This window comes from Bradyrhizobium liaoningense, from assembly GCF_018130785.1.
Taxonomy (GTDB): Bacteria; Pseudomonadota; Alphaproteobacteria; order Rhizobiales; family Xanthobacteraceae; genus Bradyrhizobium; species Bradyrhizobium liaoningense_A.
This window is the reverse complement of sequence record NZ_JAFCJT010000007.1, coordinates 250,321-271,485: the sequence shown is the minus strand read 5'-3', so window position 1 is coordinate 271,485 and position 21,165 is coordinate 250,321. Positions and strand designations below refer to the sequence as shown.

Here is a 21,165-nt window from a genome sequence, read left to right as displayed (position 1 = left end):
AGGCGAGACGAAGCCTAGCAGCGCCGTTCATCCGGCGCGACGTTTTGGGCTCACGGAGAGCAATCCGCCCTGCCCTATCTTTCGCGCCCGACGCTGCCGCGTCCACCGCAAGCCCGGCTCGCGACAGTGACGACACAAGATCGCCCCTCAAGGATGAGCCGGGATGGGCGACACATACGACAAATCCGAATTTCGGTAAAGTGGAATATTTTCATCCGCGCGGCTTGACACCGACCCGGGCCGGGGATGCCTGGTGTTTTGCTCGATGGGCAGCCCACCGGCGCCGAGATGCCAGGCAACATCTGTTTACATCCAGCAACATTCCGCCTGCCGAAAGGCCACGATCGCCCGGCTAATCACCCCTGCCTCGCCCTTGACGCGGACGGCCTCCGGGCCACAGGCGCCGCCGCTCCTACGGGCCGAGGCCTATGGATTTCAGCCGATTTGATGCCGTTACACTCGTTCGTCGCAAGTACCGTGTCATCCGCAAAGGAGAACCATCATCCGACGCCCGGCCTGTCGCGCAGCGCCGCCTCGCGCGCAAGATCAGTTTGCGTTGCGTTGATGCTGGCCGGCGCATTGGCCGGCTGCGCGGTCGGCCCGGATTATGTTGGCCCGCCCAAGCCCGACTTGCCCTCGCACTGGAGCACCAAGACCGCTTCGCATCGAGACGGCGGCAGGCTCGATCGCTGGTGGCTGCGCCTGCGCGATCCCCTGCTCAACCAGCTCGTCGAGCTGGCCGTCGAAGCCAACCCTGACGTCGCGAAGGCGAAAGCAGTCGTGCGCGAGGCGCGCGCGACATTGCAGCAGACAACCGCAAGCCTGTTTCCTTCCGTGAGCGGAACCGCCTCGGTCACGAACAACAAGACCAGTGTCGGCTCCTCTTCCGTCCTCGTCGACAGCGCGCCCTATGCGCTTCACCAGGGGAGCTTCGATTCGAGCTGGGAGCTCGATCTGTTCGGCGGCACGCAGCGGAGCGTCGAGGCGGCGCTGCGCGGGGAACAGTCCGCCGAGGAAGATCTGCGCGACAGTCTCGTCACGCTGATCGGTGACGTCGCCGGTTATTACGTCGAGGCGCGCGGATACCAGGCGCGAATCGCGCTGGCGCAGCGGACATCGGTCTCGCAGCGCGACACCGAAAAGCTCACCCGGAGCAAATACGAAGCGGGCAGTGGCAACGCCGTCGACCTCGCCAAGGCTACCGCCCAGGCCGCCAGCACGGAAGCCAACGTGCCGACGTATCAGGCAGCACTCGCTGCCGACGTGCATCGGCTCGGTATCCTGCTCGGCCGCCCGCCGGATGGCGTCGCCGCGCTGCTGGCGCGGTCTGCGCCCGTGCCTGCACCGCGCATGCCACTACCGACGGGACTGCCGGCCGATCTCCTGTTGAGCCGTCCCGACGTCGCCAGCGCAGAGCGCAAGCTGGCGCAGGCTACCGCCAAGATCGGCCAGGCCGAGGCCGACCGCTATCCGGCAGTGTCGCTGACCGGCTCGGTCGGCACCTCCGCGCTGCGCGCCGGCGATCTCGCAAAATATTCCAGCGTGAGCTGGTCGGTCGGCCCCTCCGTAACCGTGCCCGTTTTCGATGCCGGCAAGCGCCAGGCGGCGGTCAGGATCGCCGAAGCGCAGCGCGATCAGGCGTTCGCGACGTTCCATGCGACCCTGCTCACCGCGCTCGAAGACGTCGAGAACGCGCTGGTCGCGCTGTCGAGCGAGCGGGTACGTGCCACCAAGCTGGCTGAGGCGGCCCGGAACTATCGCGAGGCCGCGCGATTGTCGCGGTCGCTGTTCGAGACCGGCAGCGCCAGCTTCATCGACGTGCTGGACGCCGAACGTTCGCTCTATTCGGCTGATGACTCGCTGATCCAGAGCAAGGTGTCCGCGGCCAAGGACTACATTTCCCTCGCGAAAGCGCTCGGCGGCGGCTGGGCCGATCCGATCGACACCTCGACCCCGATCATCGTGGATAGCAATACGGGACCGCACATGCGGGAGGCGTTGAAGTGACCGAGATCATCACCGTCAAGCGCGTGAAGATCGCCGCTACGATCCTTGCGGTCGTTGCGACCGGCGTGGTGGCTGCCACGCGCCTCCCGGGAACGTCGAGCAAGGCGCAGTCCTACATCACGGCGCCCGTGACCGTCAGCGATCTCCGCGAGGAGGTACTCGCCAGCGGCACGCTCAAGCCGGCACGACTGACCGCCGTCGGCGCACAGGTGTCGGGCCGGATCACCGCGCTCAACGTGCGCGTCGGCGACAGCGTCAAGGCCGGCGACGTCATCGCCCAGATCGACCCCGTCACCAGGCAGAACGATCTGCGCAGCTCGGAAGCTTCGCTGAAGAACTATCGCGCGCAGAAGGACGAAAAGGAGGCTGCGCTAGTGCTGGCCGAAGCCAATCTGGCACGCCAGCAGGCGACTTTGGCGCAGCGGGCGACCTCGCGCAGCGATTTCGACAGCGCGGATTCGACCGTGCGCCAGACTCGCGCTCAGATCGCAGCGCTCGAAGCGCTGATCGTCGGCGCCGAGGCCAGCGTCGAGACGGCGCGGGTCAACCTCGAATATACCCGCATCACCGCGCCGATCGACGGCACGGTGCTCGCTACCGTGGCGCAGGAGGGACAGACGGTCAACGCGGTGCAGTCCGCGCCGACCATCGTCGTGCTCGGCCAGCTCGAGACGATGACCGTGCGCGCGGAAATCTCCGAGGCAGACATCGTCAAGGTCAAGCCGGGGCAATCGCTCTACTTCACCATTCTGGGCGACCAGGATCACCGCTACGAGGCACGACTGGAGCAGATCGAGCCCGCGCCCGAGTCGATCAAGAACGACGCCAGCTTCTCTTCGACCACGACGTCGTCGAGCTCGAGCTCGTCAAGCTCATCGAGCTCGACCAGCACGGCGATCTACTACATCGGCGTCTTCAACGTCCCGAACAGGGATTATGCACTGCGCACCTACATGACCGCAGAGGTGCACATCGTCACCGGCGAGGCCAAGCGCGTGAAGGTCATTCCGGCGCTGGCGGTGATGCGGAAGTCCGACGGACGCAGCATGGTCCGCACGCTTGCCGCATCTGGCGACGCGCGCGAGCGTGAGGTCAAGACCGGCCTCAACGATCGCACCACGGTCGAGATCAAATCGGGCCTCGACGAGGGCGAACGGGTCGTGACCGGAGAGGCGAACGAACAGGCCGCGTCGCGCGGCATGCCGGGCGGTCCGCCGGGAGGGGGAGGTCCCTGACATGATCCCTCACTTGGCCGACCCGATCATCGATCTCCAGAACATTCGCCGCGAGTTCGCGGCCGGCGACACCACCGTGGTGGCGCTCGACGATCTGTCGCTGAGCATCCAGCCCGGCGAGATGGTCGCCATCATCGGCTCGTCCGGGTCGGGCAAATCGACGCTGCTCAATATCCTCGGCTGCCTCGATCGCCCGACGTCGGGCGCCTATCGCGTCGCCCGCAAGAACGTCTCCGAGCTCGACGCGGACGAGCTGGCGGCGCTGCGCCGCGAGCATTTCGGCTTCATCTTCCAGCGTTACAATCTGCTCGGGGACCTCTCTGCTGTCGAAAACGTAGAGATCCCCGCGGTCTATGCCGGGATGAAGGCGCGAGAGCGCCGCACGCGTGCGACCGGGCTGCTCGAGCGACTGGGCGTGGCTACCCGAGGCGGCCATCGCCCGAACCAGCTCTCGGGCGGCCAGCAGCAGCGCGTCTCGATCGCGCGGGCGCTGATCAACGGCGCCGAAGTCATCCTGGCGGACGAGCCCACCGGTGCGCTCGACCGGCGCAGCGGCGAGGAGGTTCTGAAGATCCTGAAGGAGCTTCATCGCGAGGGGCGAACGATCATCATCGTCACTCACGATGCCGATGTCGCCGCCCGGGCCGAGCGCATCATCGAATTGCGGGACGGCAAGATCGTCTCCGATCGCCGCACGGAAGGGGCGGCCGCACCGGAGCCGACTGAAGCGATCGCCCGAACTGCATGCGACAGCGGTGCCGGCTGGACCGGCGCCTTGGGGCGTCTGCGAGAGGCATCGCGGATGGCGCTGGTCGCGATGGCCGCGCACCGGCTGCGCGCATTTTTGACCATGCTCGGCATCATCATCGGCATCGCCGCGGTGTCGTCGGTGGTCGCGCTCGGGAACGCCTCCCAGCGCAAGGTGCTGTCCGACATATCGAGCCTCGGCACCAACACGATCGAGGTCTTTCCCGGAAAGGACTTTGGCGACGCGCGCGCCGGCAAGATCAGGACGCTGGTGCTCGACGATGCCCGCGCGCTCGACCGGCAGAGTTTCATTGCCGGCGTCACCCCGACGGTCTCGACCAGCACCACGGTTCGCTACCGCGGCAACGAATCCAACGTGCTGGTGAACGGCGTCGGCGAGAGCTATTTCCAGGTCAAGGGCGCCAAGCTCGCGAAGGGCCGCCTGTTCGACAGCGACGCCGTCCGCAACATCGAGCGGCAGGCCGTCATCGACGACAACACCCGCAAGACCTTCTTCGCCGACGACCAGACCTCGGGCATCGGCCGCGTGATCTGGCTCGGCAAGGTGCCGTGCCGCATCGTCGGCGTGATCGCCCAGCAGCAGGGCGGATTCGGCTCGAACCAGAACCTCTCGGTCTACCTGCCCTACACTACCGTGCAGGCCCAGTTCACCGGCAACCGCGCGCTTCGCAGCGTGCTGCTCCGGATCAGCGACGAGATCTCCACCAATCTGGCGCAGGATGCGGTCACCACACTGCTGACGCAGCGGCACAACACCAGGGATTTCGTTATCCTCAACACCGACGATATCCGCCGCACCATCACGAGCACCACGCAGACGCTGGCGTTCCTCGTGGCGGCGATCGCGGTGATCTCGCTGGTCGTCGGCGGCATCGGCGTCATGAACATCATGCTGGTGTCGGTCTCGGAACGGATCAGCGAGATCGGCGTGCGCATGGCGGTGGGCGCCCGGCGCAGCGACATCCTCCAGCAGTTCCTGGTGGAGGCGACGCTGATCTCGTCCATCGGCGGTATTGCCGGCATCTTGATCGCGGTCCTGCTCGGCGTCGCCATCAACATCGCGGCGCCGGGATTCCAGGTCACCTATTCGATGTTCTCGATCGGCGCGGCGTTCCTGACCTCGACCGGGATCGGGGTCGCCTTCGGCTTTTTCCCCGCCCGCCGTGCCGCCTTCCTCGACCCCGTAGTGGCGCTGAGCCGTGACTGACCGTAGGATTGCACCATGACCGTAGTTCTTCGGACGAGACAATCGTCCGCAAATGGATCAACGATCGGTACCCCCGATGCGATCTCAATCATGACCAAAAGCATGCCGAACATCCTGGTCGTCGAGGACGACCAGCAGACCCGCGACCTCATCGCACGTTACCTGGGCGATCAATCGTTCGCGGTCAGCACCGTCACGAACGGCAAGGAGATGGACCGGCATCTGTCGCAGAACCGGGCCGATCTGATCGTGCTCGACCTGATGCTGCCCGGAGAGGACGGCTTGAGCCTCTGCCGCCGGCTGCGGATGGAGACGACGACGCCCATCATCATCCTCACCGCGAAGGGCGAGGATCTCGACCGGATCCTCGGCCTCGAAATGGGGGCCGACGACTATCTGCCAAAACCGTTCAACCCGCGCGAGCTGCTCGCCAGGATCAACGCGGTGCTGCGCCGGCAATCAAGCGGCCTCACCGCCAGCTCCACCGCGACGCGCCTGAAGTTCCAGGGCTGGACCATCGATCTTCGCCTGCGGGAGTTGCGCAACCCCGAAGGCGCGCAGGTGCCGCTGACCAGCGCCGAGTTCGACCTGCTGCAAGCGTTTTGCGAGCGGGCCGGCCGCATTCTCACCCGCGACAGCCTTTTGAGCATGACGCGCGGCCGCCCCGGCGGAAGCTTCGGCCGCAGCATCGACGTGCTGGTCAGCCGGCTGCGCCGCAAGCTCGACCGGACGGACGGCACGTCGGTGATCAAGACCATCCGCACCGGCGGCTACATCTTCACGCCGGTGGTGAAGGAAGCATGAGCCGCGCCGCCGACATCGTGGCGCTGTTCAGCTTCAGGCGGATCAGCGGACAGATCGCAGCCCTGGTCCTGGTTTCGCTGATCCTGATCCATGTACTGATCGCCGGATATTTTCTGCTCAGCCAGCCGAAGCTCCTGGCGGACAGGCCGGTCGAGCAGTTCGAGCTGATCGCGCAGATCATCACCAATACGCCGCAAGCGGAGCGCGCCACCGTGCTCAACAGCATCAGTCGGACCTTTCCGGCGCTGAGGCTGCAATTGCGGGAAGCTGTCTCTACCTCCGCCTTGCCGAAGCGGACGCATTTGAACGTCCCATCGCCGTTCAAGGTAGATCTCATTCGCGGCACCGAGGCGAAAGAGGATCGCGTCTGGTTCTATCTCGACAACGACGACGTGCTCGAAGCCACGATCGGATCACCCAAGATGCCGGCTTTCGTCAGCGGCCTCTGGACCTCTACGCTGCTGTTCCTGGTAGCGAGCGTCACGCTGCTCGGCATCTGGGCCGGTCGCGCGCTCTCCTCGCCCTTGTCGGCCTTCGCGCGCGCGGCGGAGGACTTCAGCCTGAGCCGGACATCCGCTCCGCTACCCGAAACCGGCCCCGAGGAGATCAAGTCAACAGCGAGAGCGCTCAACCGGATGCGCGAGCGCATCGCCGCACTGATGAACGACAGAACCCGCATGCTGGCCGCCATCAGCCACGATCTGCGCACCCCGATCACACGCCTGCGGCTGCGCTCGGAATATATCGAGGATCCGGCGCAACGCACGCAAACCGTTCGCGATCTCGACCAGATGCAGTCGATGCTCGAATCGGTGCTGTCGCTGTTGCGCAACGAAAGTCCGGTCAAGCCGACGCTGGTGGACGTCGCCGCGCTGCTGCAAATGGTTTGCGAGCAGTTTTCCGATTGCGGACACGCGGTGGGCTATTCCGGCCCCGACAGGGCGACATTCGTGCTGCGGCCTGACGAGATCATCCGCGCGGTCACCAATCTCGTCCAGAACGCCACGCGCTTCGGAACCCGGATCGAGGTCACGCTGGTCACCGCGGGCGATCGTCTCCTCATCGACGTGTCAGACGACGGACCCGGCATTCCCGACGACAGGAAGGCGGCGATGCTGGAACCCTTCGTGCGCGGCGAGGAAGCGCGCACCATGGACGAGACCGCGGGATTTGGCCTCGGCCTCTCGATCGCGCAGGCGATCGTGACCGCGCATGATGGAACGTTGCAGCTGCTCGACAACGCGCCAGGGGGCCTGCGCGTCCGCCTGCAGCTCGCCAAGACCGGCGACAGTTCGGGCGCTTACCGGACATAAAGTTGCGGCAATCATCGGGCTTGTCGATCACGCCCTCCTGCCCTGCTTCTTCCCGGAGTTCCCATGCATTCTGCCGACCGGCCGGCAACGCGCCTTGCGACGCGGCTCGCCTTCCTCGTCGCGGGCTTCGGTATCGCGTGCTGGGCGCCGCTGGTGCCGTTCGCAAAGACGCGGCTCGGCGTCGATGACGGCGTTCTTGGATTGCTCCTGCTCAGCCTCGGCATCGGCTCGGTCGTCGCGATGCTTCTGACCGGAATCATGAGCGCGCGCTACGGCAGCAAGCCGATCATCATTGCGGGCGGGCTCGGTCTGGCGCTGGTGCTGCCGCTGCTTGCGATCGCGAGCACGCCTGCAACATTGGCGCTGGCCCTGTTCGCCTTCGGCGCCGCGCTAGGCTCCATCGACGTCGCCATGAACATCCATGCGGTCGAGGTGGAGCGCGACGCGGGCCGCCCGCTGATGTCCGGCTTCCACGCGCTGTTCAGTATCGGCGGCTTCGCGGGAGCCGCCTTGATGACTGCGCTGCTCTCGCTGCAACTCGGCGCGCTCGCCTGCACGCTGATCTGCTCCGTGCTGATGCTGGTCGCGATGCTGGCGGCCTGGCCGCGCCTGCTTCGTTCGGTGCAGGTGCAGGACGGACCGCTCTTCGTGCTGCCGCACGGCTCCGTGCTGCTGCTGGCGCTGCTCGGTGCCATCACCTTCCTCGTCGAGGGCGCGATGCTCGATTGGGGCGCGCTGCTCGTCATCGGCGCCGGCCTCGTCTCCGAAGCGCAGGGCGGGATCGGCTATATCGTGTTCTCGGTCGCGATGACGATGGGGCGGCTTGGCGGCGACGCCGTCGTTGCGCGCATCGGGGATCGCACGACATTGATCTGGGGAAGCCTCATTGCGATCGCGGGCTTCGCCGTCCTGCTGACGGCGCCCGTTGCCGCCGTCGCCATCGGCGGCTTCCTGCTGATCGGCCTCGGTGCATCGAACCTCGTGCCGGTGCTGTTCCGCCGGGCGGCAAGGCAGACTGTGATGCCGACGGGGCTCGCCGTCGCGGCGATCACGACCGCGGGCTATGCGGGCATCCTCATCGGTCCCGCCGGTGTCGGCTTCGTCGCACGGCTTGGCGGATTGCCGACGGCGTTCTGGCTGTTGGCCGCGCTGATGTGTCTCGTCGCGCTGTCGGCGCGCATCGTCACGGCGGAGGGCCGCCAGACATCGCGCGTCGAGGCCTGAGCCGCCTCACAAATTGCTCAGCCCGATCGACTTGATCACGGGCGCAAGGCTGGCCGTTGTCGCATCGACAATACGCTGGAAGTTGTCGGGACCTGAGTCGATGTCCGGCTCGATGCCTTGCGCACGGTAGTTCGCCTGCATCGCCGGATCGGCCATGGCGAGACGCGTCGCCTGCGCGATCCGGTCGATGATCGCGTCGTCGGTGTGCCTGGGCGCGAAGATGCCGAACCAGCCCTCATAACGAAGATCCGGCATGCCGGATTCGACGGCGGTCGGAATCTCCGGCGCGCCGCTCAGCCGCTTTTCGCTGGTGACCGCCAGCAGCCTGACCTTCCCGGCCTCGCCCAGTTGCTTCAGCTGGTCGGACATGACGCCGATGACGAGCGATATCTGGCCACCGGCGAGGTCGTTGGTCGCCTGCGAAATGCCCCGATACGGCACGTGGACGATGTCCAGCGCGCCTGCCTGCTGCTTGAAGGCTTCGCCGACCAGATGATTGCCGGTGCCGATGCCGGGGGTACCGTAGGACAGCCTTCCCGGATTGGCCTTTGTGTAAACAATCAATTCTCGCAAGCTCGTGGCAGGCACCGACGGATGGACCGCGAAAACCAGCGCTGTGCTGATCAGGCGGTAGATCGCGCGGAAATCGTCGGCGGAGTAGCCGGGATTTTTCGAAGTCAGGGGAATGATGACCTGCGTACTGCCATTGCCGAGCAGCAGCGAGTAGCCGTCGGGCTCCTCGCGCGCGACCGTCGCAGTCCCGATCGCGCCGCCGGCGCCGCCGATATATTCGACGAAGGTCGGCCCGAGCAGCGACGTCATCTTGTCCACCCAGGGACGTCCGATCTGATCGCCGGCCCCGCCGGCTCCATACGGAAGCACCAGGCGAATGGGGCGAGACGGATAATCGGTGGTCTGTCCGCGGCGCGGAACGGCCGCCAGCGCCGCCGCGCCCGATAACGCATGGACGAACCGTCGCCGCGAGAAGGAAGCCATGTTCGAATTCCGGAAGTCGGTAGTCACTGTCGAGGCGGGACCGGCTCCCGGACCATCCACTCGCAGCAATCCGCGACCGCCGTCAATGCTCCATCTGGCTGAGAGCCGAGGCGCCACACCCTCGTCACGCCAGCCTAAGGCCTTATTTTTTCAGCATTATTTCAAGGGACCCGCCGACCCAAGCGATCCGTGCAGGGCTGCCAGCCATGCCCACTGCTTTCGGCCAGTTTACTGTACGCTTCGTTCTGATAGACCAGAAAGAAATACCTTTTGACTCCCGTTGCGGGGGCAATGGCGCGTGCCAGATCCTAGCGAAGACTCGGCCATTTCCTTTGGGCCATTTCGACTGTTTCCGAAGTCCCGGCTCTTGGAGAAGCAGGGCTCGCCGCTTCACGTCGGCGGCCGCGCGCTCGATATTCTGATCTTCCTCGCCGAGCGCCCCGGCGAAGTCATCGACAAGAGAGAGCTGGTCAAGCGCATCTGGGCCGACGTCAATGTCGACGAGGGCAGCCTGCGCTTCCACGTCGCAGCACTGCGCAAGGCGCTGGGCGATACCGGCAAGTCAGCCCGTTATGTCGTCAATGTGCCCGGCCGCGGCTACTGCTTCGTCGCCTCGTTCGCTCAGGCGGCCCCACCGGCCGCTCAGCCCGCAGTGAACATCACACCTCCCCGCTCCCTCCCCGCGCTGCTCTCGAAGATGGTCGGACGGGAGGAGATCGTCGAGAAGATATCGAACGGGCTTTCGTTGCATCGCTTCGTGACCGTGGTCGGCCCGGGCGGCATCGGCAAGACCGCCGTCGCCGTCGCCGTCGGACATCGCAGATCGGCGGATTTCGGCGGGCGCGTCTTCTTCGTCGACTTCGGTCCGCTCCGGGATGCCAGCCACTTCGCGACCACCATCGCGTCCGCGCTCGGACTGACCATCAGCGCGGAGGATCCGACCCCGGCTCTGCTGACATTCCTGAAGACCGGTCCGGCCCTGCTGATCTTCGACAGCTGCGAGCACGTGCTGGATGAGCTGGCCCCGCTCGTCGAGCGCATCGTGCGCGAAGCGCCGCAGCTTCGCGTGCTCGCAACCAGCCGCGAGTCGTTCCGGAGTGAAGGCGAACGGATTTTCCGCCTATTCCCGCTGGATTGCCCGCCGGAGCGCGAAGGCCTTGATGTCGCCGAGGTGCTCGCCTATCCCGCGGCCCAGCTCTTCGTCGAACGCATCGCGCAGAGCTCGGGTCCGTTCCAGCTCAGTGCGGAAGAGGCACCGCTCGTCGCGAGCATTTGCCGGCGCCTCGACGGCATTGCGCTCGCGATCGAGCTCGCGGCGGGCCGTGTCAATGCCTACGGCATCGCCGGCACCGCATCGCTGCTCGACAGCCGCTTCTCGCTGCAATGGCGTGGGCGGCGCACGGCCGTGCCGCGGCACCAGACGCTCGCCGCGGCGCTCGACTGGAGCTACGATCTGCTGCCTCCCGCCGAGAGCGCCACGCTGCGGCGCCTGTCGGTCTTTGCCGGGCCCTTCGCACCGGAGGCGGCTGCCGCGGTCGCATCCGGTGACGGCCTCAGCGCATCGGAGACGTTAGAGGCGATCGACAGCCTGGTCACCAAATCGCTGATCTCGCCGTCCGGCTCCCGGACGCTGCGCTATCGCCTGCTCGACACCACACGCACCTATGCGCATGGAAAGCTGAACGAGCTCGGTGAAACCGGTCAGTTCGCGCGGCGCCATGCCGAGCATTTCCGCGACTTCTTCGAACGCGCGGAGGCCGAAACATCGACGCCGCTGCCGGAATGGCTGAGCATCTATGGCGCGGAACTGGACAATGTGCGCGCCGCATTGAACTGGGCCTTCGGGCCCGACGGCGATGCTGCACTCGGGATCGCGCTGACAGCGGCTGCAGTCACGCTGTGGGTCCGCCTGTCCCTGTTCGCCGAATGCCGCGAGCGCGCCAAAACGGCGCTCACCGCGCTCGGCGACAGCGGCGGCGATGATCGCATTCGCATGCAACTCCTGTCGGCGCTCGGCTGGTCGCTGATGTATGGCGAGGGCCGCGCCCGCGAGGCGCGTCCGATCCTCGAGACGACCCTGGAGCTGGCTGACAGGCTTGACGACAAGGACTTCCGCCTGCGCGCGCTCTGGGGCTTGTGCATCGACCAGTTCAACAACGGACAGTTCGGCAAGGCCCGCGCATTGGCCGACCGCTTTGCCAACGCCGCGGCGAATTCGCCCGACAGGACCGATGTCATGCTCGGCGACCGGCTGACGGCCGTGGCGCTGCATTATCTCGGCGACCAGAACGATGCACGGCTGCGCATCGACCGTGTGAACGCCTCGCTGCATGTGCTGGCGGAGAAGCCAAAAATCTTCCCGCTCGACCTGAGGATATCCACGCAGTATTTCCGCGCCCGCATCCTGTGGCTTCAGGGCTTTGCCGATCAGGCCCAGGCGCTCGCGGCCCGAAACATCGAGGAAGGCCGCGCCAACGGCCATGCGCTGACTTTCTGCAGCGTGCTCGGACAGGCCACCTGCCCGATCGCCTTCTGGTCCGGCGATTTCGAGGCCGCGGAGCGCCACGGCACCGAGCTGCTCGAACACACCGAGCGCCACGCCATCCGTTTGTGGGGCCTGTGGGCGCGGGCCTTCAACGCCGCGGTCATTGTAAGGCGCGGCGACGTCGCGACCGGCTTGCCGCTATTGCGCGAAGAGCTCAATCGCGCCGGCGATGCGCGCTTCCTGCCGCGCTTTCTTCCTCTCCTTGGCGAGCTTGCGGCATGTTCGGGCGAGGCCGACCAGGTCGACCGCGGCCTCGACGTGATCGAGGACGTCCTGACCCGCTGCAACGACAGGCAGGAGCTGTGGTATCTGCCGGAACTGATCCGCATCAAGGGTGAGTTGATGCTGAGGAGCCCGCGGCACGCAGGGGACGCCGAGGCCCGCTTCCGCGAGGCCATGGACATTGCCAACCAGCAGGGCGCGCGGTTCTGGGAGTTACGCGGTGCGATCAGCCTCGCGCGGCTCATGATCGGAGCCGGCCAGAATGCAGAGGCCCTGGCAATTCTCGAACGTGCATGCGGGCCGTTCAGCGAGGGCGCCGGCATCGCCGATATCCGCAACGCACGCGATTTGATCGCGCAACTCCGGACTTGACGAGGCCGGCCGAAGGCCTTCGACCTTCGCACCGCGCCGCGCGCTTCATCCTGCCCGCGGAATGAATCCGGGCACGCCGGTTTCGACCACCGTGTTGAACCGGACATTCGTCGTGATGTGATTCCGCATCTCCCGCATGGCGTCTTCAGGCAGCGTCGAAATATCGAAATTCTCCTCGATACGCCGAGGATTGGTCGAGGTCGTCAGGAAAGCCGTGCCGCGCTGGACGGCCCAGGCCAGGGCCACTTGAGCCGGCGTCTTGTGCAGGCGCTCCGCAATGGCAGTGATCACGGGGTCAGCGAGGAGGTTCGGCTTCATGGCGTGTCCCAGCGCGGCAAACGCCTGCAGGACAATTCCATGCTCCCGACAGAAGTCGAGCAGCTCCCATTCGGGCAGGTACGGATGCGATTCGACCTGTACCATGGCAGGCCTGATCCGCGCGACCTCGACGATCTCGCGCAGCTTCTCCAAGGTGATGTCCGACAGCCCGATCGACCTGCAGTGCCCCTCGTCGACGAGGCGCTCCAGCGCGCCCCATGTCTCCGCCAGCGTCACGCCTGAATCGTAGATCACATGGCCGCTCGCATCCCTCGGGTCCTGGTCATCGCCGGGTTGAAAGGCGAAGGGGGTATGGATGATGTAGCAGTCGATCTCGTCGAGTTGCAGCCGCCGGCGACTGGCGTCGAAGGCAGGCCTGACCCGCTCCGGCCGATGATTGGTGTTCCATAGCTTCGTCGTAACGAACAGGTCCTGGCGCTGAAGCGTGCCCGCCCTGAACGCGTCCTGCAGCGCGTCGCCAACGGCCGCTTCGTTGCGATAGCGCTCGGCACAATCGAGATGTCGAAATCCGGCCTCCAATGCCGCCCTGGTGGCCTGCCTGGTCACGAGCGGGTCCGGAATGAGCGTACCAAATCCGACTGCGGGAATCGTCACGGCCTCATGGGTGGGAATTCTCGTGTAACGAAGTGAATCGGAGGTCGTCATGATGATACTCCTTGTTGACTGCTAGCCGCGCGATGCGGACGAAGCGATCGGGGTTGCGGACACAACGTCATTTCACGGCTCTCCGGCGTTAGCCGACGGGACGCGGCTTACGAAGAAAGAACACCAGCGGGATCACGACGAGCATGGCGAACATCAGGATCTCGAACTGATCGATGACCGCGACCGTGGCCGCCTGGCGCGTGACCATGCCGTTGAGGGCGGCAAGGCCCGGCTTCCCGATCGGGCCCGCGACATTCGCCGCGACACGATAAGGCGTGAGATGCTTGGCGAGCGCGATATGCACGGCCTGGGTGTTGGCATAGAAGAAGAGCTGGACCACCGCGATGCCGATGGTGCTGCCGTAAAGGCGCGACAGGTTGATCAACGCACTGCCTTCAGGGCGAAGCTTCGGATCGAGCGTTCCGAACGCGGCCCTCACGAGCGCCGGCAACAACATGCCGAGACCAGCGCCCTGGAGGAAACCTGCTTCGACGACCGGCCGCCAATCCATCGCCGGCGAATAGCCGAGCATCAGCCAGTTGGCATAGACCACCAGCGCCATGCCCCCCATGAGGAACGGCCGGTAGTCGACCTGTCCCGGAACCAGGCTCGTCAGCACCAGCGCGCCCACCAGCGCCACGCCGCGTGGAATGCTCATGTAGCCGGTGGTGTCGACAGGGTAGTTGAGCAACTCCTCCAGCATCGGGGACGTCAAAGCCAATGTCGGCAGCAGGACGAAGCCGAGTGCGAAGGAGATCACCGTCGAGAGGACGAGATTGCGATCCCTGAACAGCGCCGTACGGAGAAATTGTTCCTTCTTCGTCAGAACGTGCACAATGAAGAGATAGAAGCCCAGGACCGAGGCGATCGCTTCGACCCAGATTTCCGGCGAGGCGAACCATTCGAGGCGCTCGCCGCGATCCAGCAGCATCTGCAGGCCGATCATGCCGGCGGAGAAGGTCGTCAAGCCGAAGACATCGAAGGGCTGGCTCCGCTCTGCCCGCTTCTCGCCCAGCAACAGGGCCATTGTCAGGGCAATGAAGACCGTCATGGGCAGGCTGACATAGAAGATCGACGGCCAGCCGTAATATTCGCTGAGCCAGCCACCAAGAGCGGGGCCGGTGCTGATGCCGAGCAGCGAGCAGACCGTCAATGCCAGGCCCATGCGCGCTTGCCGCGCCGCCGGCGTCGCCTCCAGCAGAACCGCCAATGAGAGCGGCGCAAGTGGCCCGCTCGCCGCGCCCTGGAGAATCCGCGCCAGCACGAACTGGATCGACGTCGTCGCCAGCGTATCGAGGACAAGACCAAGCGTGAAGACGGCAAGGGCTGCCTGATAGACCGCCTTGCGGCCATAGCGTCCCGCGAGCCATTGGGTGATCGACATGGTCACGGCGCTTGCAGCGATATACGAGGAGAACACCCAGCCGACCTCGTCATTGGCCATCGAGAGCGTGGCCTGGATGTGCGGCAGCGCGGCGTTCGGTATCGAAATGTTGACGGCCTGCATGTAGGTCGCCATCAGGGCGGCCGCCGAGATTGCATGATGACCGCCGGTCGCGGTCGATGGGAGGGGCGTACTCATTTGACCTCCGTCGCAAGCGCAGGCTGGAGCAGCCAGTTGCGACGATGGCCGGTGTCGACCCGCGCCGTCACGCTGATGCCGGAGAACAGTGGCCGGGTCGAATCGGGATCGTCGAGCTCAAGGCGCACGGGCAGCCGCTGGACGACCTTGACCCAGTTCCCGGTCGCATTCTCCGGTGGCAGGATCGAGAAGTCCGACCCGGTACCGGGACTCATGCTGACGATATGCGCCTTGAATTTTCGATCCGGATAGGCGTCGACGTCGATCGTCGCCTCCTGGCCCGGCCGCATATGGGTCAGGCCCGTCTCACGAAAATTCGCCTCGATCCAGACGTCCCGGCTCGACATCAGTGAGAACGTGGGCGCGCCTGCGTTGACGAAACCACCGATCTGCAGATCGTCGACCTTGGTCACGATACCGTCGTCGGGTGCCCTCACCGTGGTGTAGGAGAGATCGAGCCGCGCGCGATCGAGCTGCGCCGTGGCCGCGCGGACTGTCGGATGGCGGTCGACATCGATGTCGGGGTCGCCGTTGAGCGCGACGACCGTATTGGCGATCTGCTGCTCGATCGATGCCATCCGATGGCGCGCGACCTTGAGATCGGTCTCGGCCCGCTCGTAGACCGCACGCGGCGTGAAGTCGGAGGCGACCAGCATTCTCTTGCGATCGAACTCGCGCTCGTCGAAAGAGGCCGAGTCCTTCGCCGATTGCAGCTCCGCCTGCTGCTGGCGGTAGGTCGCCTTGAGGGAGTCGATCTGGAGCCGCGCGCTGCCGAGCCGGGCCTCGGCCTGATCGACGGCGATCTGGTAGGGCTCCGGGTCAAGTCGAAACAGGACCTGGCCCTGCCGGACACGCTCGTTGTCGCGCACGGTGATCGCGACCGCCTGGCCGGACACCCGCGCGTTGATGGTGACCTTCGCGGCGCGCACGAACGCATCGTCGGTCGAGACGTATTGTTCCTGCGCCAGATACATGAAGGCGCCGAACACGGCAGCCGCGGCCGGCACCACGAGCATCAGGGGTCGGCGCAGCCGCCTGCCGAGATCCGCTCCGAACAACGGCGCAACAGCCTCGCTCCCGCGGAAGCTGCGATCGCCCAGCCAGCCGGCGATTGGCGCAAAGTTCAAACCCATCGTCCTCGTCCTCATCTAATTTAATAACGTTCGTTACAAATATTGTACCCGGATGCGGCGATCAAGCCGCGCGGCCATTGATTTTTATAACGATCCATACAAATATACGTGTGGAACATGGCAACCAGGTTCGGACGACATGGCACGGAAAAAGAGCGAGACGGGACCGGCCCGCCGGGGACGGCCACCCGCCTACGACACTGAGACGGCCCTCAAGCGGGCCACGGAAACGTTCTGGAGGACGGGCTATTCGGGCACGTCCCTGGACAAGGTCGCGGCCGCGACCGGCATGAGTCCACCGAGCCTCTACGCGGTGTTCGGCAACAAGCACGCACTCTATCTCGAGGCCTTGGCGCGCTATTGGGAGATCAGCCTTGCGGCAACGCGCGAGGCTCTCGCAGGGGACCATCCCTTGGACGAAGCGCTGATGCTGGCCTATGACGCGGCGCTGTCGATCTACTTTTCCGGCAAGGGATCAGCGCGCGGCTGCTTCGTGGTCGGAACCGCGGTGACCGAAGTCGCCGAGGATGCGGCAATCCGGAGCAGCGTTGCGACGGGACTGCGGGCGATCGATGCCGATTTCGAGGCCCGCTTCCGCCTGGCGCAAGACAAGGGCGAGCTGGATCGCGAGGCCGATCCGGCTGCACTTGCGATCCTTGCCGCCGCCACGATGCAGACGATCGCCATCCGCGCCCGCGCCGGCGCACGCCGCGCCGACCTGAGGGAGATTGCCCGCAAGGCGGTGACTGTGATCTGCGGACGCCAGCCGGAGGCGCGTTGAGCCGCGAGGAATTCTCGTGATCGTACGATGAGGGGAGTTCGCACATTTGCACTCCTCGTCAAAGCCCTCGGCGGCCATACGCGACAATCCGCCTAGCCTCCCACGGCCGTCGCGCGACGCGGCAGCTTCCAGTCGGGCCGGATGAAGTGACAGGTGTAGCCGTCGGGATAGCGTTCGAGATAATCCTGATGCTCGGGCTCGGCTTCCCAGAACTCAGCTGCGGGCGCGACCTCGGTCACCACCTTGCCGGGCCAGAGACGTGACGCCTCGACATCGGCGATGGTGTCTTCGGCGATCCGCTTCTGCTCGTCGCTCGTATAGAAGATCGCCGAACGATAGCTCGTGCCGAGATCATTGCCCTGGCGGTTGAGCGTGGTCGGGTCATGGATCTGGAAAAAGAATTCCAGCATGGTCCGGAAGCTGGTCTTAGCGGGATTGAAGATGATCTCGATCGCCTCGGCGTGGCCTTCGTGATTGCGATAGGTCGCGTTCTTCACGTGCCCACCGGTGTAACCGACGCGGGTGGAGATCACGCCCGGCTGCTTGCGGATGAGATCCTGCATGCCCCAGAAGCAGCCTCCGGCCAATACTGCGCGCTCTGTCGTCATCTGATACTCCATTGGTTTCGTCGAGATACTCAGCGCTTGTCCGCAGCCGGATGCAAGCGCGGATCATCGTGGTCGTCGTGATATTCGAGGCCCAGCGGCCCGATGGCAGAGACCTGTGTGACGTATTCGCCGGCCTTCGCCCAGTGAAAATGCCAGGTCTCGCCGGGCAGCACGATGACGCTGCCCGGCGGATAGGCCTTGACCTTGTCACCATCAAAACTCTCGCCGAGCCCAATATAGAACACACCCGACATGACCGTGTAGATGCGATCTTCCGGATGCTTGTGCGGCATCAGCTTCGTGCCGCCGGGCACCTTCACCCGGACCACGTAAGGTCCGGGTTCGCTGGGATGGCCGACCATCACGGCGAGCCGCGCGCCCGGCGGAAAAGCAGGAAACGGCTGCCATGCGATGTCCTCGGGCAATATCGCCCGGAATCTGTCTTCATCCGGCTGATGTTGGCGAGGCAGATCCTGGCGAGACATGGCAGCGTTCCCTTTGTTCGGTCAGCCCAGTTTGGCGTCCAGCGTGATGGTGGCGTTGAGCACCTTCGAGATCGGGCAGTTCTTCTCGGCCTCGCCGGCAATCTTCGCAAAGCCGGCATCGTCGAGGTTCGGCACTTTTGCACGCAAGGTCAGCGCGGATTTGCTGATCTTGAAGCCCTTGCCTTCGGGCTCGAGCGTCACAGCCGCCTCGGTCGAGAGCTCGTCCGGCGTGAAGCCCGCGAGTTGAAGACCGAAAGCCAACGCCATGGTGAAGCAGCCGGCGTGGGCCGCCGCAATCAATTCCTCGGGATTGGTGCCCTTCTCGTTCTCGAAACGGGTCTTGAACGAGTAGGGCGTCCCGGCAAGCACGCCGGATTCGCTCGACAGATGCCCAGTGCCGTCGCGGCCGGTGCCCTTCCAGACTGCTGTTGCCTTGCGGATCATCTCAATTCTCCTTGTTTGATTTCAGCACCGGCGCTCGTACCGGTGGAAGGCGACATCGGCGTGACCGCCCGCCGCCATTCCAACCGGACAAGCGCCGCAGCGGTTCCGCCAAGTCCCGTTCCGATGAAATCGGAACGGGACTAGATTCTTGCTTTGACGCGTTTTCTTCACGCGAACCGGCATCCACTTCGCTCGAAAACGCTTTAGGCCCCAATCTGTCCGACGTGGAAACCCAGCCGGCTCTCGACGTCGCCGGCGCGATGGAAGCCACGCGCCATCAACGCCTTGATGCGGGTCTGGCTGGCGGGACGGCCGAGCGAGGCCAGGAACGCGTCCCATTCGGGCTTGATCTCGACATCCGGCGGCAGGCTGGCGACATCGACGAGACGCTTGGTCTCGCCAATGGCCTCCTTGTCGAACAACGCAATGCGCATGGCGAGCGCCTCGACGAAGCCGTCGAGCTCGGCGTCCGGCAGCGACCGGTTCACATAGCCGTAACGCTCGGCGAGATCGCCGTGGATGTCATCGGCGCCAAGCAGCACTTCGAGCGCGCGGCCGCGGCCCATCAGACGCGGCAACCGCGCCATCGGCCCGCCACCGGGCACAAGGCCCGCGCCGACCTCCCATTGCGACAGGATCGCCTTCTCACGGCTGGCAAAGCGCATATCGCTGGCAAGCGCGAGCTCACTGCCGACCCCGGTCGCACGACCCCGGATCGAGGCGATGGAGACGACCGGCGCGCGGCTGAGGCGCACCAGCATGTCGGGCAGCGCCTGAAGCCCAGTCGGCCCCGGCGGAATATTGAGGGAATCCTCCAGCGGCGCGAGGAAGTCGTAATGCGTGATGAAGAAGCCTTCGACGGCGCTGTCGAACACCACGACCTTCACGTCCGGATCGGTCTCGATCTTCGTGATGATGTCGTCGAGTTGCGGGAGCTGCTTCGGGCCGAAGATGTTGACCGGCGGCATGTCGAAGGTGACACGCCAGTATGACGGCAGACGACGCTCCAGGTGGATGTCTTCGGTGGTGAAGGCGCGTTCGGATCGGTTCATGATAGGCTCCTGATGTGTATGTGAATGATGGTTTCAGATCGACTGGCGCAGCGGGCGGAATGCAGTGCGTATTTCCGCCGAGAACAGCGCGGGCTGCTCCCAGGCCGCAAAGTGCCCGCCCTTGTCGAGGCGGCTGTAGTGCATCAGCTTCGGATAGGCCTTCTCGGCCCAGCTGCGCGGCGCGGCATAGATCTCGTCAGGGAACACGCTGACGGCGACCGGGATCTTGATGTGCTTGGGCTCGAAGAACACCAGCTTGTTCTCCCAGTACAGCCGGGCCGACGACACGGCGGTATTGGTGAGCCAGTAGAGCGTGATGTTGTCGATAACGTCGTCCCGCGACAGGCCTTCGGTCTTGCCGTCGAACACGCGCGCGATCATAGCGGCGCTGCGCGCATCGTGATCGAGCATCCAGGACGCAAGGCCCGCGGGCGAGTCGACGAGGCCATAGAGCGTCTGCGGCCGGTTCGACATCTCGATCGCATAGCCGAGGCCATGCTTGTAGAAATCGTCGAGCTGGTCGTAGGCGATGCGCTCGTCGGCCGAGAGGTTCGACGGCCGCGTGCCACCCGGCTGAAGCGCCTTGGCAATGTCATCGGGAACGGTCGCCGGCATGTTGGTGTGGATGCCGAGCAGCTCCGGCGGCGCGATCACCGCCATCTGCTCCGTGACGGCATTGCCCCAATCGCCGCCTTGCGCCACGTAGCGGTTGTAACCGAGGCGCTTCATCAGCACGATCCAGGCACGCGCGATGCGCCGGGGATCCCAGCCGAGCTCCGTCGGCTTGCCGGAGAAGCCATGGCCCGGAAGCGAGGGGATCACCAGGTCGAATGCATCCGCGGCCTTCGCGCCATGCGCGGTGGGGTCGGTGAGCGGGCCGACGATCTTCATCTGCTCGACGATCGAGCCCGGCCAGCCATGCGTGACGATCATTGGCAGCGCGTTCTCGTGGCGGGAGCGGATGTGAATGAAGTGGATACCGACGCCGTCGATCTCGGTGACGAATTGCGGCAAGGCGTTCAGCCGCGCTTCCATCTTGCGCCAGTCGTAGTCGTTCTGCCAGTAGCGCACGAGCTGCTGCAGCGTCGCGAGCTGCACGCCCTGCGACTGATCGGCGACGATCTCGCGATCCGGCCAGCGCGTCGCAGCCAGGCGACGGCGAAGGTCAAGCAGATCCTCTTCGGTCACGTTGACGCGGAACGGGCGGATCGCGCCGCTCGCTGCGGCCTTCGCAGGATGCAGCGGCAACAGGCTCGATACGCTGGCGGCAACCGCGGTCATCGCAGCCTGGCTCAGCAATTGACGGCGGTCGGGATTGAGAATGTCGGCTCGTGCTTGCGTTGTCATGGCAGATCTTCCTTGCTCTGGTCGGTGACACCAACCGAATTCGAAATCGACGCGTC

General features: G+C 65.2%; 17 protein-coding genes. 8 read left to right on the top strand and 9 right to left on the bottom strand.

From position 1 onward, the window contains the following. The first annotated feature begins 477 nt into the window (after window positions 1-477). From JQ627_RS18565 to JQ627_RS18540, 6 genes are all read left to right on the top strand, one after another. Window positions 478-2,007, top strand: a complete 1,530-nt coding sequence (locus tag JQ627_RS18565) for an efflux transporter outer membrane subunit (RefSeq protein WP_312015779.1) — start codon at window positions 478-480, stop codon at window positions 2,005-2,007. After that, window positions 2,004-3,242: an efflux RND transporter periplasmic adaptor subunit gene (locus JQ627_RS18560; RefSeq protein ID WP_212485588.1), complete on the top strand. Its 1,239-nt coding sequence runs from the start codon at window positions 2,004-2,006 to the stop codon at window positions 3,240-3,242. Before JQ627_RS18565 ends, JQ627_RS18560 begins: the two co-directional genes overlap by 4 nt. A gap of 1 nt (window position 3,243) precedes the next feature. Beyond that, complete coding sequence (locus JQ627_RS18555) at window positions 3,244-5,217, top strand: MacB family efflux pump subunit (protein ID WP_249143162.1); 1,974 nt, start codon at window positions 3,244-3,246, stop codon at window positions 5,215-5,217. Window positions 5,218-5,307: 90 nt separating this feature from the next. After that, on the top strand, window positions 5,308-6,021 hold the full coding sequence (locus JQ627_RS18550; RefSeq protein ID WP_212485587.1) for a response regulator: 714 nt from the start codon (window positions 5,308-5,310) through the stop codon (window positions 6,019-6,021). Beyond that, window positions 6,018-7,334, top strand: a complete 1,317-nt coding sequence (locus JQ627_RS18545; protein WP_212485586.1) for an ATP-binding protein — start codon at window positions 6,018-6,020, stop codon at window positions 7,332-7,334. The genes JQ627_RS18550 and JQ627_RS18545 overlap by 4 nt, the downstream gene beginning before the upstream one ends. A gap of 63 nt (window positions 7,335-7,397) precedes the next feature. Next, the gene (locus JQ627_RS18540; RefSeq protein WP_212485585.1) at window positions 7,398-8,558 is read left to right on the top strand and encodes an MFS transporter; all 1,161 of its coding nucleotides are present in this window, start codon (window positions 7,398-7,400) and stop codon (window positions 8,556-8,558) included. Between the two features lie 6 nt (window positions 8,559-8,564). Here the strand turns inward: JQ627_RS18540 and JQ627_RS18535 are convergent, their stop codons facing one another. Beyond that, window positions 8,565-9,554 (bottom strand): tripartite tricarboxylate transporter substrate binding protein, encoded by a 990-nt coding sequence (locus JQ627_RS18535; RefSeq protein WP_212485584.1) that lies wholly within the window; start codon window positions 9,552-9,554, stop codon window positions 8,565-8,567. A gap of 298 nt (window positions 9,555-9,852) precedes the next feature. Between JQ627_RS18535 and JQ627_RS18530 the strand changes: the two genes are divergently transcribed. Next, window positions 9,853-12,693, top strand: a complete 2,841-nt coding sequence (locus JQ627_RS18530) for a winged helix-turn-helix domain-containing protein (RefSeq protein WP_212485583.1) — start codon at window positions 9,853-9,855, stop codon at window positions 12,691-12,693. 45 nt (window positions 12,694-12,738) lie between these two features. Here JQ627_RS18530 and JQ627_RS18525 read toward each other — a convergent pair whose 3' ends face one another. From JQ627_RS18525 to JQ627_RS18515, 3 genes are all read right to left on the bottom strand, one after another. After that, the gene (locus JQ627_RS18525; protein ID WP_212485582.1) at window positions 12,739-13,677 is read right to left on the bottom strand and encodes an aldo/keto reductase; all 939 of its coding nucleotides are present in this window, start codon (window positions 13,675-13,677) and stop codon (window positions 12,739-12,741) included. A gap of 88 nt (window positions 13,678-13,765) precedes the next feature. After that, the gene (locus JQ627_RS18520; RefSeq protein ID WP_212485581.1) at window positions 13,766-15,259 is read right to left on the bottom strand and encodes an MDR family MFS transporter; all 1,494 of its coding nucleotides are present in this window, start codon (window positions 15,257-15,259) and stop codon (window positions 13,766-13,768) included. Further along, window positions 15,256-16,392 carry an HlyD family secretion protein gene (locus tag JQ627_RS18515; RefSeq protein WP_212485580.1) on the bottom strand — a complete coding sequence of 379 codons (1,137 nt, stop codon included), beginning with the start codon at window positions 16,390-16,392 and terminating at the stop codon, window positions 15,256-15,258. The genes JQ627_RS18520 and JQ627_RS18515 overlap by 4 nt, the downstream gene beginning before the upstream one ends. 139 nt (window positions 16,393-16,531) lie before the next feature. Here JQ627_RS18515 and JQ627_RS18510 point away from each other — a divergent pair, with 139 nt between their 5' ends. Then, window positions 16,532-17,173: a TetR/AcrR family transcriptional regulator gene (locus JQ627_RS18510; protein WP_212485579.1), complete on the top strand. Its 642-nt coding sequence runs from the start codon at window positions 16,532-16,534 to the stop codon at window positions 17,171-17,173. Between the two features lie 92 nt (window positions 17,174-17,265). Here the strand turns inward: JQ627_RS18510 and msrA are convergent, their stop codons facing one another. From msrA to JQ627_RS18485, 5 genes are all read right to left on the bottom strand, one after another. Further along, window positions 17,266-17,781 carry a peptide-methionine (S)-S-oxide reductase MsrA gene (gene msrA / locus JQ627_RS18505; protein WP_212485578.1) on the bottom strand — a complete coding sequence of 172 codons (516 nt, stop codon included), beginning with the start codon at window positions 17,779-17,781 and terminating at the stop codon, window positions 17,266-17,268. Between the two features lie 29 nt (window positions 17,782-17,810). Next, the gene (locus JQ627_RS18500) at window positions 17,811-18,266 is read right to left on the bottom strand and encodes a cupin domain-containing protein (RefSeq protein WP_212485577.1); all 456 of its coding nucleotides are present in this window, start codon (window positions 18,264-18,266) and stop codon (window positions 17,811-17,813) included. 21 nt (window positions 18,267-18,287) lie between these two features. Then, window positions 18,288-18,710 (bottom strand): OsmC family protein, encoded by a 423-nt coding sequence (locus JQ627_RS18495; RefSeq protein WP_212485576.1) that lies wholly within the window; start codon window positions 18,708-18,710, stop codon window positions 18,288-18,290. A gap of 203 nt (window positions 18,711-18,913) precedes the next feature. Continuing rightward, window positions 18,914-19,762 carry an enoyl-CoA hydratase/isomerase family protein gene (locus JQ627_RS18490; RefSeq protein WP_212485575.1) on the bottom strand — a complete coding sequence of 283 codons (849 nt, stop codon included), beginning with the start codon at window positions 19,760-19,762 and terminating at the stop codon, window positions 18,914-18,916. Window positions 19,763-19,795: 33 nt separating this feature from the next. Then, entirely contained in the window at window positions 19,796-21,109 is a 1,314-nt protein-coding gene (locus tag JQ627_RS18485) for an epoxide hydrolase family protein (protein WP_212485574.1), read from the bottom strand. Window positions 21,110-21,165: the final 56 nt, after the last annotated feature.